Below are 16,238 nucleotides of genomic sequence, written 5' to 3'. Positions count from 1 at the left end.
ATATTTCCGGTGGTTTATATGAAAAGATGATTAGTAGTGGTGCAGGTTTGATTGTAGGTATCATTGCCTATAGCGCGTATCACTTATTTAATGGGAAAATTGATGACTTTTCATTATCCATTCAAAAGCAAGTATTAGAATTTATAAATATAATTCAAAGACCAAATGGCAATAAAGCGAAATAAACGATTTCATGCAGAAGTCGCGACCTCTTCGTTAAGCGACATTATGTTTTTTTTGTTGTTGTTTTTCTTAATCATATCGACTTTGGCAAATCCAAATGTTATCAGAATGACATTGCCAAAATCTGAAACCAATGAAAAGACAAACAAGCAACTAATCACGTTATCTGTAACCGAGGAAAAAAGATATTTTATTGATAAAGAAGAAGTGCTTTTAGATCAACTAGAAACGAGATTACTACAATTAATAGATCCCGAAAAGCAACAAACAGTAGTCATAAGAATTCCGGCTACAATGCAAGTACAAGACTTGGTGGATGTATTGCAAATAGGGGTAAAGAATAAACTCAAGTTTGTTATAGCAACGAGTCCAAAATAAGACTTATTATATTAAATAGTTTAGTGTATGAAACTTATTTAATAATTTCTAGTGTATACTTGTTTTACTTTCAGAATTTCTGATTTAGAACCATCGTTTATTTTGAACTTTGTTCTCAAAGTTACCTGCTTATCAATCTGTTGAATGAAAACCATAAAATGCAAATGAGGTCCATTTGACATACCTGTATTTCCACTATATCCAATCACATCCTTTTCTTTAATCACATCTCCTTCTTGAACTATAGCGCCATCTTTTTTAAGATGAACATATTCTGAAAAAGTACCATCGTTGTGATATATTAAAATATAATTGTTGAATGAAGTGCAACTTTTTTCAGTACAACTTTGATCGTTGTTTTCAATAACTTTGACAACAACTCCATCTCTAGCAGCTGTTATTACGGTGCCTGTAGGCATAGTAAAATCTAATGAATTCTCATTTTGATGCGAAAAAGTTCCGTTATAACCTTGATCAATTATAAAAGATTGTCCTTTTTGAAAAGGTAGTGAATAATTGTAATCTATAGGATTGGTTACAGTACTATCACCATAATTAGCTTGTGATTTTGTTTTATATCCACCGCCACTATTTGGTTTTATTACTTGAATTTTAGAAATTAAGAAACCTTTGGTTTTTGCAGGCACAACAAATATCTTATGATTCCCATTAGACGAAGACATATTGGTTAACTCGAGATCAATTTTTATTGATATAGGACAAAATTCGTCGTTGTCAACCAATAGATCATAGCTATTATCGATTTTTTCGCTGTAGAGTTTAGTTTTAAGTTGGGCAAAACTAGACGAACAAATAAAGAAAAAAACTGCTGAGAATAAAAGCTTCATGTTAGTTAAGACTGAAAGTATAAATAATCTTTCCAACTTGTTTTTCAGGGGCATTACTATCTGCTTGCCATTTCGTATTCTGAGCAGCAATTTTTGCTTGATCTAATAAACATTTTGCAGTATTGGTTGTTCCTTGTACTCCAGCTGTGACCCTAATTGTATTTCCGTTTCTATCTACTGTAACCTGAACCGCAACTCTACCTTGCTCTTGGCAATTATAATCGGGTTGTGGTTTATTTAATGCTTTTCTGTTACCTAAAGAATAACCATTTCCTCCACCATTTCCTCCGCCATTTCCGGGTCCGTTTCCTGTACCATTTCCGGTTCCGTTGCCCGTTCCATTTCCACCACCCGTTCCATTTCCACTGCCGTTACCAAAGTAGCCATTTGAGTTCAGGCTCCCATTTGCATTGCCTTTATTACCACTTTTAGTATCATTTCCATCACCTCCTTTATTACCAAGAATACTAGATAATGCATCATCAGCACTTTTAGAAACCTTTGGTTTTACAACTGCCGGTTTTACATCTTTTATGACTGGAACCTGTTTTACTTTAATGTCTTCTTTTTTAGGTACAACAACATTATCATCGGCGTTATCATCTGAGATGATGTTTTCATCGGGTGTCGGCACTGTTGCCGCTTTTACTTCGTCTTTTACATTTAGCACTTCACTTTTGGAATTATCTCCCATCCCAAAATCGCTATCACCAAAGTTCATCTCGATGCCACCACCGCCACCGCCACCCATTATTTTCATATCTGCTGGAGGCCAAAAACGCAATAGGAAAAGTAAAAGAATTAACAAAGCATACACTACTGTCGTAATGGCTAATGATTTTTTGTCCTCTTCAGTTAGTTGAAAACTCATAGCTTTTTCTTGTTTGTTAATAAATATAACGCTTAAAAATACAAATTATTGTATAATCCGAATAGAAATTTTATTACACCAATTGCTTTAGAGCAATTTCAAAAGCAGTGGCACTAATATTTTTTTTGTCACTGTTTAAATTGTGTACCTTTTCTATGGCCTTTTTAATAGTTTCTGAAATATCATAGAATATTGATTCATCTGTCATTTGAACTTTTTTCTCCATAAAATAAGCAAAAACTCTTGCCATTCCACAGTTTGAAATAAAGTCAGGAATTAAACTCACTCTACTATCAGTTTCTTCCATGATGCTACCAAAGAAGATTTCTTTATCTGAAAAAGGAACATTGGCACCACAAGAAATTACTTCTAAACCATTGTTAATTAAATTGTCGATTTGCTCTTTGTTAACCAAGCGGGAAGCAGCACAAGGAGTAAAAATATCCGCTCCCAACGTCCATATTTTCTGATTGATTACTTCAAATGGAATCATATTTTGGGCTACCAATTTGTTACCGTCTTTATTTAAAAACAAGCGTCTAATTTCTTCAAAGTTGAAGCCTTCTTCGTTGATAATTCCTCCATCACGATCAATGATGCCAACAATTTTCACCCCCATTTCGGCAAGATAGAAGGCAGCAGCCGAACCAACATTACCAAAACCTTGTACAATGGCTTTCTTACCCTGAACTTCGCCACCATAAATATGATAATAATGACGAACCGCTTCGGCAACACCATATCCCGTAATCATATCGGCTACGGTATATTTGCGCAATACGTCTGGAGAGAATTTCGGATTTTCGATTACTTTGATTACACCTTGACGCAATTGCCCAATTCGATTTATTTTATCAGCTTCAGAAGGTTTGAAATGCCCGTTAAAAACGCCTTCCTGTGGATGCCAAACACCACATTCTTCAGTGAATGGAATTACTTCATGAATCTCGTCAACATTTAAATCGCCACCTGTTCCATAATAACTTTTTAATAGAGGTGAAACCGCTTTATACCAACGTTGCAAAACACCTTTCTTTCTTGGGTCATTCGGATCAAAATTAATCCCTGATTTTGCACCACCAATAGCCGGACCTGAAACAGAAAACTTCACTTCCATTGTCTTGGCTAATGATAACACTTCGTTCATGTCCAATCCTTTTCTCATTCGGGTTCCACCGCCGGCAGCTCCGCCACGAAGTGAATTAATTACGGTCCAACCTTCGGCATCTGTCACGCTATCTTTCCAATTGAATATTATTTCGGGTGGTTTATTTTCAAATTTTTTTAATATTTCTTTCATTTTTTTGTTAAATCTGTCCCAAAAGACTGAGATATTTTTATTTTGAGTAAATTTAGTTTTTGCGCAAATATACTAAATCTTAATCAGGAGTTATAAATTGGAATTTTTAGGATAGTATTATTTTTTTGCTTGAATAATAAACAACACCTGAAGTATGATCGTGTTTTGCGCCAGTCACACTTGCTAAAACATTGATTTCATTTCGGAGTTTTAAAACGCCAAGCAACGCAAAAATCAAAGCCTCTTTGAACTCTATAGTTTTTTTATCTGGAATTATTATTTCAAGCTCTGGTAACAAAAATTTTAAGCGCTCAATCAAAAAGTCATTGTAGACACCGCCACCAGTAGCTAAAAGTTTTGCTTTACCAGTTCGTTTAAGCTCTTGTCCTTTTTTTTTAGGTAAAGCCAATGAAGTTTGTATCGCAATATGTTCTGTGAAAGTTTGCATCTTGTCTTCAATTGAGATGTTATATTTTTCCATCAAAGGCAAAAGGATAGTTTTTACAAATTCAAAACCAAGCGATTTTGGAAATGGTTTTTTGTAATATTCCAATGCATTTAATTCATTCAGCAAATCGGAATTTAGTTTTCCGGAAGCTGAAAGTTGCCCTTTATCATCATAATCCAATCCCAACTGATTGGCATAAAAATTTAAAACGGTATTCACAGGCGAAATGTCAAAGGCAATTCGGGTATCATTTTGTTCAAACGAAACATTAGAAAAGCCACCTAAATTCAAGCAAAAATCATATTCTGAAAACAGAATTCGATCTCCAATCGGAACCAAAGGCGCACCTTGTCCGCCAAGCAATACATCTTGAACACGGAAATCACAAACAACGGTTTGATTACAGTGATTTGCAATTTCGGGAAGATTACCAATTTGAAGTGTAAAACCATTTTTTGGCTGATGTAGAATCGTATGCCCATGAGAACAAACCGCATCTAGTTTTTGCAATTGGTGTTTTTTGATAAAAGTTTTGATACTATTTGCCAAAAGAACTGTATAATCTTTATTTAGGTCTTTTAATTGGTCTTCCGAAAAATCAATAGCAGTTTTTAATTTGTTCAACCAATCATTATCATACGAAACAGTTTCGGTTTCATAGATATCGAAGTTCCATTTCCCATCAAGTATTGAAAAATGGACATGCGCTAAATCAATACCGTCAAGTGAAGTTCCAGACATTACTCCAATGACGTTGTAGGTTTCTTTAAACATTGGCTAAATTTACGAAATCGTTTGAAATTTTAACTTTTATATTCTACTTTTGCTCACCAAAATTAAAGAATCAACAAACAAAAACCTTCATAACTATGGATTTTAATTTAACCGAAGAACAACTAATGATTCAACAAGCAGCGAGAGATTTTGCTATGGTTGAATTATTACCAGGCGTAATTGAAAGAGATGAACATTCCAAGTTCCCAACAGAACAAGTCAAAATGATGGCTGACTTAGGTTTCATGGGAATGATGGTTGATCCTAAATATGGTGGTGCTGGATTAGATAGTGTTTCTTATGTATTGGCAATGACCGAAATTGCGAAAGTGGATGCTTCAGCGGCTGTTATCATGTCGGTTAACAATTCTTTGGTTTGTGCTGGTATGGAAAAATACTGTTCAGAAGAACAAAAAATGAAATACTTGGTGCCATTAGCAAAAGGTGAAGTTATCGGAGCTTTTTGTTTGTCAGAGCCGGAAGCGGGAAGTGATGCGAGTTCACAAAAAACTATTGCTAAAGATATGGGTGATTACTATTTGCTTAACGGAACTAAAAACTGGATTACTAATGGAGGAACCGCTTCTACCTATTTAGTAATGGCGCAAACCGATGTGGAAAAAGGGCATAAAGGAATCAACGCTTTTATCGTTGAAAAAGGTTGGGCAGGATTTGAAATTGGTCCAAAAGAAAAGAAAATGGGAATCCGTGGGAGCGATACACATTCACTAATGTTTACCGATGTAAAAGTTCCAAAAGAAAACAGAATTGGTGCTGATGGTTTCGGTTTTAATTTTGCGATGAATGTGTTAAACGGAGGAAGAATTGGTATTGCATCACAAGCTTTAGGGATTGCAACAGGAGCTTATGAATTGGCCTTGAAATATTCTCATGAGAGAAAAGCTTTTGGTAAAGAAATTTTCAAACATCAGGCTATTGCCTTCAAATTAGCCGATATGTATGTTAAAATTACAGCTGCTAAACTTTTGATTATGAAAGCAGCTTGCGAAAAGGACGAAGGTAAAGACATAGCACACTCAGGTGCTATGGCAAAATTATATGCTTCCGAAATTGCTTTGGAAGTGGCAAATGAGGCAGTTCAAATTCATGGAGGAAATGGTTATGTTGCCGAATATCATGTTGAACGAATGATGCGCGATTCTAAAATCACTCAGATTTATGAAGGAACTTCAGAAATTCAACGCATCGTAATTTCAAGAGGTCTGGTTTCTTAACTATTTTTTACACATTTGGAGTTGCTCTAATTTTAAAATGTTTTAATATAATATTCATTAAACTCTTTCGATTCCGAAAGGGTTTTTTGTTTATATCATACAAAAAGGTTGAATAGTAAAACGACTAATTTCATTTCTTTACTTTTAGTATCTTTACGACATTAAAAAAAATAATGAAGAAGAATATCATCATCACAGGGACATCAAGAGGAATTGGCTTTGAGCTAGCATTGCAATTTGCCAAAGCAGGACATCATGTTCTAGCTATTTCTAGAAAAATACCTCAAGGTTTATTGGGAAACCAAAACATTACCTGCTTATCCGTTGATTTATCTAAAGAAAATGAGCTAGGCGATGTTAGTAATTTTATTTCACAAACCTGGGAAAAAGTTGATGTTATTATTCACAATGCCGGAAGTTTGGTCAACAAACCATTTGCGCAAACTACGCAGCAAGATTTTGAAAATGTCTACAAAGTCAATGTTTTTGGAGTTGCCAATCTTACGCGTGTTTGTTTGCCTTATCTTCAAAAAGGAAGTCATGTGGTTTCTATTAGTTCTATGGGCGGAATCCAAGGCAGTATGAAATTCGCTGGATTAGCTGCTTACAGTTCAAGTAAAGGAGCTGTTATTACGCTTTCAGAATTATTGGCCGAAGAATACAAAGAAGAAGGCATTGCGTTCAATGTGTTGGCACTTGGCGCGGTCAATACCGAAATGTTACAAGAAGCATTTCCAGGTTACGAAGCACCAATTTCGGCTAAGGAAATGGCGGATTACATCTATAATTTTGCTCTCACAGGAAATAAATACCATAACGGGAAAATAATTCAGGTTTCATCAAGTACACCTTAAACTTTGAGCGAAGTCCTTCAAAAATACTTGCCCGAACATTCTGTTCATTCCTGCTTTGAATTAATCAAAAGTAATAATGTGCATCTTAAAATCGTCAACGAACGACAAACACGTCATGGTGATTACCGAAGAGCAATAGGAGGAAAGCACGAAATTACAGTCAATGCCAATTTGAATAAATACCGATTTCTTATAACTTTAGTTCATGAAATCGCTCATTTAGTGGCCTATGAAAAATTTGGTCGAATGATAAAACCTCATGGTAACGAGTGGAAACATACTTTTCAGCGACTAATGGTACCTTTTATTCGTCCTGAAATTTTTCCTCATTCCGTCTTGCCATTGGTAGCCAACCATTTTAGAAATCCAACAGCCAGCAGTGATACCGATGCGCGATTGGCTTATGCACTAAAGCAATTTGACGAAAGAAAACCCGATATTCATTTTGTGCACGAAGTGCCAAGTGGTAATTTGTTCCGAATAAAAAACGGTAGAATTTTTCAAAAGAAAGGCTTACGCGTTAAGCGTTATGAATGCCTCGAAGTAAAAACAGGAAGACTGTATTTATTTAATGCCAACGCTGAAGTGGAGATTTTACCAAAATAAAAAAATGAGCCGTTTCAAAATAATTTTGAAACGGCTCATTTAACATTAATATAATATTATATTCTTTTTAAAACAGTTATGAATGTTTGAGGTCCTCCACCAATATCATAAACACTATATAGTTTTAAAGTGCTTCCCGTCAAGCTTTTAATTTCAGCAGTACCATCGTCAAATGTTATAATATTTCCATCTCTAGTATAGGGATTAGGGTCACCAATAATCTCTTCACATCCGTTACCAAGATCATCAAAATCATGACTAATTGTGCTATTTGCTGTGATTTGTGTGTAGTCTTGTTGACAACCATCATTGTCAGGGACAACATCTTCAAGAACTTCTTGACCATTCACTAATTCTCCAGTCTTGAATTCCACCCACTTTCCTTGTAGAGAAGCGTCATCATCTTTAGAACATGATGTAATAGTTGCTAATGATACTAAAGCAACTGCCAATAAAATAACTTTTTTCATTTTTTTCATTTTTAAATTAATAATTTCAAATATATAAAATTTTTATATAGAATTATTTTTCTTAAAGTTATTTATGATAGCATTAAAAATTAACTTAATAATAAGTCCCTCTATGGCAAGAATTTTTTTTGCTGTTTATTTAATAGTAATAAGAAATTATAAATAATAATGTCAATAATTTTCATATTTTTAACCAAAACGCTGAGGTGGAAATTTTGCTAAGTTAATAGTTAAAAAAACACAGTAACTTAGTACCTTAGCACCTTAGTTACTTTTATAAAAATGAACAAAAATTATTACGCTATATTAATGGCAGGTGGAGTTGGTTCAAGATTTTGGCCAGTAAGTACTACTGATTTTCCAAAACAATTTCACGACATGTTAGGTTCTGGTAGCACTTTGATTCAAAAAACATTCAGCAGATTATCTAAATTAATTCCAGCTGAAAATATTTTGATACTAACCAATGAACAATACAATAATTTGGTTTTGGAACAATTGCCAATGGTTAAACAAGAACAGGTTTTGTTAGAACCAGCCATGCGAAATACAGCGCCTTGTATTTTATATGCTTCGCTAAAAATTCAAAAGCAAAACTCAGAAGCCCTAATGGTTGTTGCACCAAGCGATCACTGGATTGAAGACGAGGACGAATTTTCAAGAAATTTGCAGCAGTGTTTTGAATTTTGCCAAAAAGAGAATGCTTTGATGACTTTGGGGATTCAGCCAACATTTCCGAATACAGGTTTTGGTTATATTGAATTTGATAAATCAGATTCGAACTCGATTAAGAAAGTAAATCAGTTTAGAGAAAAACCAGATTATCAAACCGCAAAATCATTTTTGGAAGCTGGTAATTTCCTTTGGAATGGCGGAATATTTATTTGGAGTGTAAAAGCAATTACAGAAGCTTTTGAGAAGTTTCAACCGCAAATGAATACCTTGTTTCAAAAAGGAATTGAAAGTTATAATACTATAAATGAAAAGCAATTCATTGACCAAAATTATGCTAATGCAGAAAATATCTCCATTGATTATGCCGTAATGGAAAAAGCAAAAAATGTGCATGTTTTGCCAGCTACTTTCGATTGGAATGATCTAGGAACTTGGGGCCAACTTCATGAAAAACTAGATAAGGATGAAAACAATAACGGTGTTATTAACGCTAAAGTTGTTATGGAAAATGCATGCAACAATATTGTGCGTTCCGATGCGAATAAAATAATTGTTATCGATGGTTTGCACGATTATATTATTGTTGACAAAGAAGGTGTTTTGTTGATTTACCCTAAAAGTAAAGAACAAGATATTAAGCGAATTACTGCTTTGGCAAATGAATTATAAATAAAAAAGGAGCAATTGCTCCTTTTTTATTCTTCTTTATTTTGTGCCTTCCTTATTTTTTTGAAAAGATTAGACGAATAGATAAAGTCGGTTATGGCTTCATTATCGGTTTTAAAAATATCCTTTTTAGTTCCTTCCCACGCCAAAATCCCTTGTTTTAGAAAGATAATTTTTTCACCAATTTCCATCACTGAATTCATATCATGCGTATTGACAACTGTTGTTATATTGTATTCAACCGTGATTTCGTGAATTAAGTTGTCAATAATTATTGCTGTTTTTGGATCGAGACCAGAGTTGGGCTCATCACAAAAAAGATATTTCGGATTGTTTACTATAGCACGGGCAATCGCAACACGTTTTTGCATTCCTCCTGATAGTTCAGAAGGTTTTTTATGATGCGCTTTTTTCAAATCTACTCTGTCAATTACAAAATCTACACGCTCTTTTATTTCAGCTGCGGTTTTTGTGGTAAACATTTTTAATGGAAATCCAACATTCTCCTCCACAGTCATACTGTCAAAAAGCGCGCTTCCCTGAAACACCATTCCAATTTCGGTGCGTAATGCTCTTTTTTCATCTGCTGTTAAATTGGAATAAATTCGCCCGTCAAAAGAAATTGTTCCTTTATCTGGAGTATGAATTCCGAGTAAACTTTTGAGCAATACCGTTTTCCCTGAACCACTTTGACCGATAATTAGATTGGTTTTCCCGGTTTCAAAAATGGTAGAAATACCTTTTAACACTTTTGAATCTCCAAAAGATTTCTCTACGTTTTTTACTTCTATCATTAGGTCAAAAGTAATTGGGTTAAAATATAGTTTGCCAAAATAATCGTCACTGCTGTCCACACAAAAGAAACCGTACTTGCTTTACCAACTTCTAGTGCACCACCTTTCATATAATAACCATGAAATGATGGAATTGTTGCTAAAATCAAAGCAAAAGCAAATGTTTTAATAAAAGCATAAGCAATATGAAAAGGAATAAACTCTTGCTGAAGACCAATTATGAAATCGTTACTAGAAGCAAATCCACCATAAACAGCAGCAATCCAACCGCCAAAAATTCCAAGGAACATACTAATTCCAATTACAAAAGGATAGAGTAGTAGCGCTATTATTTTTGGAAAAACCAAATAATTTAAAGAGTTGACACCCATAACTTCTAAGGCATCAATTTGCTCAGTAACACGCATTGTTCCGATACTGGAAGTGATAAATGAACCCATTTTCCCAGCCATTATTATCGAAATAAATGTAGGAGCAAATTCTAAGATTACAGATTGTCTTGTTGCAAAACCGATAAGGTATTTTGGGATTAAAGGATTTGTTAAATTCAATGCTGTTTGAATCGAAACAACACCGCCAACGAAGAATGAAATAAAGCAAACAATTCCTAGTGAGTCAATAATTAAATCGTCAATTTCTTTGAAGATTAATGTTCTCATGACCGACCACTTTGTTGGTTTGTTAAAAATCTCTTTCCACATTAGGAAATACTTTCCTATTTGCGATAAATAACGGATTAGCATCATGAGTTAAAATATTGTCAAAAATAGTGATATTAATTTGAAAATGGATTAACTCTTCACCTTACATTTTCAAATCCTCAAAACTTCAAATTAACTTTTTCTTCATCTTTTTCCAGCGGTAATCACGAATGAATTTTGCTTGTTCTGCTGAAACCAAAAGTGGTTTTTTTGCTGATTTTGCTTTCCAAAAACCATTTATATAATCGATAAATAATAAAGGTTTTCCTTTTCGCATAGCTAGTTTTAACGAAGCAATAGCAGTAATAAAAAATCCGTAACCTAAACTATAAAAAGCTTCGCCTTGTTTGAAACGCGCTGTTTTGTTGTAATTGGCGCCAGTTGGTTTTAGGTGTTTTACTTTCAAATTTTCATCGGTGACAACTTTCCAATTATAATATTTGCAAAGTAACTCATCAACGGTGTCCCATCCCATAGCCGGTTTCAATCCGCCAATTTGTTGGAAACATTCTTTGCGATATGCCTTAAAAGCACCACGAATATGATCTTTATCCGTAAGATTTTCTAAAATCCATTCGCCATTTTTTTCTATGTAAGCAAAGCCTCCAACCATCCCAATTTGTTCGGCTGATTTGAAATGAGAAATTACAGTTTCAAAATAATGGCTTGGAAAAATCAAATCGGCATCCGCTTTTACAATGAAATCGTAATTTTCATCTACTGTTTCTAAACCTTTTTGAAACGCATGAATCACTTTGCTTCCCGGAAGATGAATGGCTTCAGATGTTTTATTGACTAATGATATAAATGCAAACTCCTTGGCGAAAGCCAAAACAATATCAGCTGTTTTATCAGTAGAATTGTCATTTACTACCACTATTTTTTTGGGTAAAACAGTTTGCTCCACTAATGACTGTAAAGTCAGTGTAATAAATTTTTTTTCGTTGTGAGATGGGATAACGATATAGTAGTTCATCAAGATGAAAGATTAGTCTTTTTTCTATTTTCTCTTCTCGGCATAAACCATATAATATCTCGGTGTGAAAAACCTCAATAGTGGACGGAAACCAAGCTTTTTAACCGGATGTGTGAACTTTTGTCTGCCGATAATTTTCCAACCTGTTTTTTCTAAAAGCCAATCCAATTGCCAATCTTCAAATTCGTGGTAATGCCTGTCCCATTTATCGGTTTTACTTCTGTAAGCAGGCGAAAACCATAAGCGCAAAGGAATTGAAATTAATAATTTGTCACATTTAACATTTTCTAAAACGGTGTAAGGATTTAAAAGATGCTCAAAAATTTCAAAACCGGTAAAGACATCATATTTTTGATTTTTCAAAGCACTTTGGTCGTTATCTAAATCTTCACCATTACTATTAATAACTGTATAACCATTCTCCTCCATGATTTTTGAAAATGGATTGGGTACTCCAAGGTCAAAAATGGTTTCTGAAGTTGTAACGTGTTTTTGCAGAAAAGCTAATGTTAAAGTAAAGCGTTTGCTTGGATAAGTCTTCTCGTACATTTAAAAAAAGTTTATGGTTTATTGTTTGTGGTCTTATCAAGGCAAAATTAACTATAAACCATAAACCATAAACTATAAACAGTTAAAAATTACATTTTATAAACGATAGCGTTGACATTCATTCCGGCACCAACCGAAGCAAAAAGAATAACATCACCTTTATTAAGTTTTTGGTTTTTAATTTTCCCTTTAATTAATGAATCATATAAAGTTGGGACGGTTGCCACACTCGAATTACCTAGTGTATGAATACTCATTGGCATAATTCCATCCGGTGGTGTTTGTCCATGAAGCTTATAGAACCTTTGAATAATTGCTTCATCCATTTTTTCATTGGCTTGATGTATGAGTATTTTTTTTACATCTTTAACATCAACTCCACTTTTTTCTAGGCATTCTTTCATTGCTTTTGGAACATTGTTCAATGCAAATTCATAGATTTTTCTTCCGTGCATTTTTATATAGCGCACATCTGGATCGTGGGTTTTGTTGAAAGAATTTCCAAAAAATAAATAATAGGCTTCATCATAAGTGAATGTAGCCGATTCGTGAGCCAAAATGCCGCCTTCTTCCTCAGTAGCTTCAATGATAGTAGCACCTGCACCATCAGAATAAATCATAGAATCTCTATCGTGCATATCAACCACACGGGAAAGTGTTTCTGCTCCAATGACCAAACATTTTTTTGCCATTCCGGCTTTGATAAACGCTTGCGCTTGAATAACCCCTTCAATCCAACCCGGACAGCCAAAAAGCATATCATAAGCCACGCATTTTGGGTTTTTTATACGCAAATCAAACTTTACTCGTGTTGCTAAACTTGGTAACAAATCGGTTTGAATAGCTCCCTTTTTCACGTTGCCAAAGTTGTGAGCAAAGATGATATAATCTAAAGTTTCGGGATCAATTTTTGCATCTTCAATTGCTTTTTTTGCTGCGATAAATCCAATATCAGAAGTTTGTAAATCATCAGTAACATAACGACGTTCTTGGATGCCTGTTATTTCTAAAAATTTTTCCGCAACAATGTCATTTGGATGAGGAAATGGAGTTCCGTCATCGTTCAGAAAAACGTGATGAGAAAAATCTTTATTAGATACTATTTCAGTTGGGATATAACTTCCAGAACCGGTTATTTTTATATTCATTATTTTAAATATTTCTTTACGAAATTAAAAATAAAAGCTATTAAATGTTACTAAAATAGTAAGAAACAAGATTGAATTATGAATATTCTTAATATTGAATACATAAATTATGAAAATCACATTTTTTTGCCTTTTTCTTGGGTAATTTTTACCTGCATTATTGTTCCAATGTTCAATGCTTGGGTTTTTATTTGTTCTGCTTTTTCACCTTTAAAGTTTTCATCAACACTATTGTTAAAATGATTAAGCCAGATTTTAAATAATTCAGGAGTTAAATGTTCTTTAGCATTAACATCCAAATGAATTTGAGTCAAATTTTTAGTATAACCTCCTGTTCCGAGTATGGCTTGCGACCAAAACGTGACCAAAATAGGTAGATGTTCTTCGATTTTAATCTTAACAACATCAGTGAAAATATAACTGATGGAATCATCAGAAAGCAATTTTTTGTAAAAATCATCTACCAGTAAATACAAGTCGTCTTGGTTTTGAATATCATTCATCTTTTTAGTGATAAGTTCATAAAATCAAAAGTCGAATGTCAAGTGCTTTTAGACTTCATGACATTCGACTTTAAGACGTTACGATTTTTAATTTTACATATATGCATCAATCGGTGCACATGAGCAAACTAAATTTCTGTCGCCATAAGCATCATCTATGCGACGCACACTTGGCCAAAATTTATTATCATGAATATAATCTAACGGATAAGCTGCTTGCTCACGAGTGTATGGGTAAATCCAAGTGTCAGATGTTAGCATGGCTAAAGTATGAGGAGCATTTTTTAATACGTTATTAGTGTCATCAGCATTTGCTCTTTCAATTTCTTTACGGATGGAAATCATCGCGTCACAAAAACGATCTAATTCGGCTAAATCTTCAGATTCGGTTGGTTCTATCATCAAGGTTCCTGCTACAGGGAAAGAAACGGTTGGCGCATGAAAACCATAATCCATCAAACGTTTCGCTATATCAGTTACCTCAATACCCTTTTGTTTAAATGATCGACAATCCAAAATCATTTCGTGTGCGGCACGCCCCATTTCACCTGAATATAAAACCGGATAATGTTCTTCTAAACGTGCTTTCATATAATTGGCATTTAAAATGGCATGTTCAGTTGAACTTTTCAATCCTTCAGCTCCGAGCATTTTGATATAACCGTAAGAAATTAAACAAACCAAAGCCGAACCATATGGCGCAGCAGAAATAGCTGTTATTGCTTGGTCTCCTCCAACATTTATTATAGGATTCGTTGGTAAGAAAGGAACTAATTTTTCGTTGACACATATTGGTCCAACACCTGGTCCGCCACCGCCATGAGGAATCGAGAAAGTTTTGTGTAAGTTTAAGTGACAAACATCAGCTCCAATGGTTGCCGGATTAGTTAGTCCAACCTGTGCATTCATATTTGCGCCATCCATATAAACCAAACCTCCGTTGTCATGAATAATTTTGGTAATTTCACAAATCGCACTTTCAAAAACGCCGTGAGTTGATGGATAGGTAACCATCAAAGCGGAGAGATTGTCTTTGTGTTCAATAGCTCTTGCTCTCAAATCTTCCACATCAATATTTCCGTTTTCCATAGTTTTGGTCACGATAATATGCATTCCTGCCATCGCAGCCGATGCTGGATTGGTTCCATGAGCCGATGATGGAATTAGACAAACATTTCTGTGGTTGTCTCCGCGTGATAAATGATAAGCACGAATTGCCATAAGTCCAGCATATTCGCCTTGTGCGCCTGAGTTTGGTTGCAAAGTAGTACCAGCAAAACCGGTTACTACATTCAGTTGTTGCTCTAATTTTTTAAGCATCGTGATATAACCTTCTGCTTGCTCGATTGGAGCAAAAGGATGAATACTGTTCCAATTTGCCATTGATAAGGGTAGCATTTCTGCAGCTGCATTCAATTTCATGGTACATGAACCTAACGCAATCATAGAGTGATTTAACGATAAATCTTTACGCTCCAATTTTTTGATGTAACGCATCAACTGAGATTCTGAATGATGGTTGTTGAAGACATCATGCATTAAGAAAGCAGATTTCCTTTCCAAGCTAGAAACGAAATTGTTAGAAGTTGATAAGCTAGAAATAGTGAATTTGTCTTTTACTAATGCTTCAGCAAAAATCGCAATGATTTGACTGATATCAGAAATCGAAGTGGTCTCATTTAGCGAAATTGAAATCGTATCGGCATCTATATAATAGAAATTTACATTGTTTTTCTCTGCAACAGCTTTTACTTTTTGTGCATCAGCTTTTACAGAAATAGTATCAAAGAAAGCTGTATTGGTTTGGTAAACACCTAATTTATTCAAAGCATCTGCTAAAGTAACAGCCGACGAATGTACTTTGTTAGCAATATATTGTAATCCTTTTGGACCGTGATAAACGGCATACATCCCGGCCATAACAGCAAGTAAAACCTGAGCTGTACAAATATTCGAAGTTGCTTTTTCACGTTTGATATGTTGTTCACGAGTTCCCAAAGCCATTCGTAAAGCACGGTTGCCGTTAGCGTCTATTGATACTCCGATGATTCTTCCCGGCATAGAACGCTTGTATTCTTCTTTAGTAGCGAAGTAAGCTGCATGCGGACCACCATAACCCATTGGAATACCAAAACGTTGTGTTGTTCCTATCGCTACAGCAGCACCCATTTCTCCTGGAGAAGTTAGTTTTACTAATGATAAAATATCAGCAGCAACGGCCACTTTAATTTCTTGTTCTTTTGCTTTAGCTATAAATGC

Annotated in this window: 17 protein-coding genes and 1 pseudogene; 6 read left to right on the top strand and 12 right to left on the bottom strand. The window is 34.6% G+C overall.

Features of this window, described 5'->3' with window-relative positions:
• Positions 1-185, top strand: a pseudogene (locus ACOYLP_RS05830) (MotA/TolQ/ExbB proton channel family protein); the annotation flags it as partial.
• The gene (locus ACOYLP_RS05825; RefSeq protein ID WP_422855246.1) at positions 166-561 is read left to right on the top strand and encodes an ExbD/TolR family protein; all 396 of its coding nucleotides are present in this window, start codon (positions 166-168) and stop codon (positions 559-561) included. The pseudogene ACOYLP_RS05830 and the gene ACOYLP_RS05825, both read left to right, overlap by 20 nt.
• Before the next feature lie 38 nt (positions 562-599).
• Here the strand turns inward: ACOYLP_RS05825 and ACOYLP_RS05820 are convergent, their stop codons facing one another.
• From ACOYLP_RS05820 to ACOYLP_RS05805, 4 genes are all read right to left on the bottom strand, one after another.
• On the bottom strand, positions 600-1,409 hold the full coding sequence (locus tag ACOYLP_RS05820; RefSeq protein ID WP_422855245.1) for a M23 family metallopeptidase: 810 nt from the start codon (positions 1,407-1,409) through the stop codon (positions 600-602).
• A 1-nt stretch (position 1,410) separates the two neighbouring features.
• Positions 1,411-2,280 (bottom strand): energy transducer TonB, encoded by an 870-nt coding sequence (locus ACOYLP_RS05815; RefSeq protein ID WP_422855244.1) that lies wholly within the window; start codon positions 2,278-2,280, stop codon positions 1,411-1,413.
• Between the two features lie 73 nt (positions 2,281-2,353).
• A complete protein-coding gene (locus ACOYLP_RS05810) occupies positions 2,354-3,580 on the bottom strand; it encodes a Glu/Leu/Phe/Val dehydrogenase dimerization domain-containing protein (RefSeq protein WP_422855243.1) in 1,227 nt (408 codons plus the stop codon).
• A 106-nt stretch (positions 3,581-3,686) separates the two neighbouring features.
• Positions 3,687-4,802 carry an anhydro-N-acetylmuramic acid kinase gene (locus ACOYLP_RS05805; RefSeq protein ID WP_422855242.1) on the bottom strand — a complete coding sequence of 372 codons (1,116 nt, stop codon included), beginning with the start codon at positions 4,800-4,802 and terminating at the stop codon, positions 3,687-3,689.
• Positions 4,803-4,897: 95 nt separating this feature from the next.
• On the opposite strand from ACOYLP_RS05805, the gene ACOYLP_RS05800 reads away from it, so the two are divergent.
• The 3 genes from ACOYLP_RS05800 to ACOYLP_RS05790 all read left to right on the top strand — a co-directional run bounded on the left by ACOYLP_RS05800 (position 4,898) and on the right by ACOYLP_RS05790 (position 7,497).
• Positions 4,898-6,037, top strand: a complete 1,140-nt coding sequence (locus ACOYLP_RS05800) for an acyl-CoA dehydrogenase family protein (RefSeq protein ID WP_422855241.1) — start codon at positions 4,898-4,900, stop codon at positions 6,035-6,037.
• A 173-nt stretch (positions 6,038-6,210) separates the two neighbouring features.
• Positions 6,211-6,891, top strand: a complete 681-nt coding sequence (locus tag ACOYLP_RS05795) for an SDR family NAD(P)-dependent oxidoreductase (RefSeq protein ID WP_422855240.1) — start codon at positions 6,211-6,213, stop codon at positions 6,889-6,891.
• 3 nt (positions 6,892-6,894) lie between these two features.
• Positions 6,895-7,497, top strand: coding sequence for a SprT-like domain-containing protein (locus ACOYLP_RS05790; RefSeq protein WP_422855239.1), 603 nt, complete (start codon positions 6,895-6,897; stop codon positions 7,495-7,497).
• 56 nt (positions 7,498-7,553) lie between these two features.
• Here ACOYLP_RS05790 and ACOYLP_RS05785 read toward each other — a convergent pair whose 3' ends face one another.
• Positions 7,554-7,967, bottom strand: a complete 414-nt coding sequence (locus ACOYLP_RS05785; RefSeq protein ID WP_422855238.1) for a hypothetical protein — start codon at positions 7,965-7,967, stop codon at positions 7,554-7,556.
• A 282-nt stretch (positions 7,968-8,249) separates the two neighbouring features.
• Between ACOYLP_RS05785 and ACOYLP_RS05780 the strand changes: the two genes are divergently transcribed.
• Entirely contained in the window at positions 8,250-9,311 is a 1,062-nt protein-coding gene (locus ACOYLP_RS05780; protein ID WP_422855237.1) for a mannose-1-phosphate guanylyltransferase, read from the top strand.
• Positions 9,312-9,337: 26 nt separating this feature from the next.
• Here the strand turns inward: ACOYLP_RS05780 and ACOYLP_RS05775 are convergent, their stop codons facing one another.
• The 7 genes from ACOYLP_RS05775 to gcvP form a co-directional block, all read right to left on the bottom strand.
• On the bottom strand, positions 9,338-10,102 hold the full coding sequence (locus ACOYLP_RS05775) for an ABC transporter ATP-binding protein (RefSeq protein ID WP_422855236.1): 765 nt from the start codon (positions 10,100-10,102) through the stop codon (positions 9,338-9,340).
• Positions 10,102-10,848, bottom strand: coding sequence for an MlaE family ABC transporter permease (locus tag ACOYLP_RS05770; RefSeq protein ID WP_422855235.1), 747 nt, complete (start codon positions 10,846-10,848; stop codon positions 10,102-10,104). Before ACOYLP_RS05770 ends, ACOYLP_RS05775 begins: the two co-directional genes overlap by 1 nt.
• 82 nt (positions 10,849-10,930) lie before the next feature.
• Complete coding sequence (locus ACOYLP_RS05765) at positions 10,931-11,779, bottom strand: glycosyltransferase (RefSeq protein WP_422855234.1); 849 nt, start codon at positions 11,777-11,779, stop codon at positions 10,931-10,933.
• Positions 11,780-11,803: 24 nt separating this feature from the next.
• Positions 11,804-12,328, bottom strand: coding sequence for a methyltransferase (locus tag ACOYLP_RS05760; RefSeq protein WP_422855233.1), 525 nt, complete (start codon positions 12,326-12,328; stop codon positions 11,804-11,806).
• 89 nt (positions 12,329-12,417) lie between these two features.
• Positions 12,418-13,476 (bottom strand): 3-oxoacyl-ACP synthase III family protein, encoded by a 1,059-nt coding sequence (locus ACOYLP_RS05755; protein ID WP_422855232.1) that lies wholly within the window; start codon positions 13,474-13,476, stop codon positions 12,418-12,420.
• 116 nt (positions 13,477-13,592) lie between these two features.
• Positions 13,593-13,979 carry a group III truncated hemoglobin gene (locus ACOYLP_RS05750; RefSeq protein ID WP_422855231.1) on the bottom strand — a complete coding sequence of 129 codons (387 nt, stop codon included), beginning with the start codon at positions 13,977-13,979 and terminating at the stop codon, positions 13,593-13,595.
• Positions 13,980-14,072: 93 nt separating this feature from the next.
• Positions 14,073-16,238: aminomethyl-transferring glycine dehydrogenase (gene gcvP, locus ACOYLP_RS05745; RefSeq protein WP_422855230.1), on the bottom strand; the 2,166-nt coding region annotated here is incomplete at its 5' end.

Origin of the sequence: Flavobacterium sp. (assembly GCF_049318325.1) — a bacterium.
Classification (GTDB): Bacteria; Bacteroidota; Bacteroidia; order Flavobacteriales; family Flavobacteriaceae; genus Flavobacterium.
This window is presented reverse-complemented; position numbering and strand designations above follow the sequence as displayed.

What these genes read in the sequence shown, in the direction of transcription:
- ACOYLP_RS05775 (WP_422855236.1), bottom strand. Translation starts at nt 10,102, where the DNA reads ATGATAGAAGTAAAAAACGTAGAGAAATCTTTTGGAGATTCAAAAGTG.
- ACOYLP_RS05765 (WP_422855234.1), bottom strand. Translation starts at nt 11,779, where the DNA reads ATGAACTACTATATCGTTATCCCATCTCACAACGAAAAAAAATTTATT.
- ACOYLP_RS05815 (WP_422855244.1), bottom strand. Translation starts at nt 2,280, where the DNA reads ATGAGTTTTCAACTAACTGAAGAGGACAAAAAATCATTAGCCATTACG.
- ACOYLP_RS05810 (WP_422855243.1), bottom strand. Translation starts at nt 3,580, where the DNA reads ATGAAAGAAATATTAAAAAAATTTGAAAATAAACCACCCGAAATAATA.
- ACOYLP_RS05785 (WP_422855238.1), bottom strand. Translation starts at nt 7,967, where the DNA reads ATGAAAAAAGTTATTTTATTGGCAGTTGCTTTAGTATCATTAGCAACT.
- ACOYLP_RS05755 (WP_422855232.1), bottom strand. Translation starts at nt 13,476, where the DNA reads ATGAATATAAAAATAACCGGTTCTGGAAGTTATATCCCAACTGAAATA.
- ACOYLP_RS05770 (WP_422855235.1), bottom strand. Translation starts at nt 10,848, where the DNA reads ATGATGCTAATCCGTTATTTATCGCAAATAGGAAAGTATTTCCTAATG.
- ACOYLP_RS05780 (WP_422855237.1), top strand. Translation starts at nt 8,250, where the DNA reads ATGAACAAAAATTATTACGCTATATTAATGGCAGGTGGAGTTGGTTCA.
- ACOYLP_RS05800 (WP_422855241.1), top strand. Translation starts at nt 4,898, where the DNA reads ATGGATTTTAATTTAACCGAAGAACAACTAATGATTCAACAAGCAGCG.
- ACOYLP_RS05795 (WP_422855240.1), top strand. Translation starts at nt 6,211, where the DNA reads ATGAAGAAGAATATCATCATCACAGGGACATCAAGAGGAATTGGCTTT.
- ACOYLP_RS05805 (WP_422855242.1), bottom strand. Translation starts at nt 4,802, where the DNA reads ATGTTTAAAGAAACCTACAACGTCATTGGAGTAATGTCTGGAACTTCA.
- ACOYLP_RS05825 (WP_422855246.1), top strand. Translation starts at nt 166, where the DNA reads ATGGCAATAAAGCGAAATAAACGATTTCATGCAGAAGTCGCGACCTCT.
- ACOYLP_RS05760 (WP_422855233.1), bottom strand. Translation starts at nt 12,328, where the DNA reads ATGTACGAGAAGACTTATCCAAGCAAACGCTTTACTTTAACATTAGCT.
- ACOYLP_RS05750 (WP_422855231.1), bottom strand. Translation starts at nt 13,979, where the DNA reads ATGAATGATATTCAAAACCAAGACGACTTGTATTTACTGGTAGATGAT.
- ACOYLP_RS05820 (WP_422855245.1), bottom strand. Translation starts at nt 1,409, where the DNA reads ATGAAGCTTTTATTCTCAGCAGTTTTTTTCTTTATTTGTTCGTCTAGT.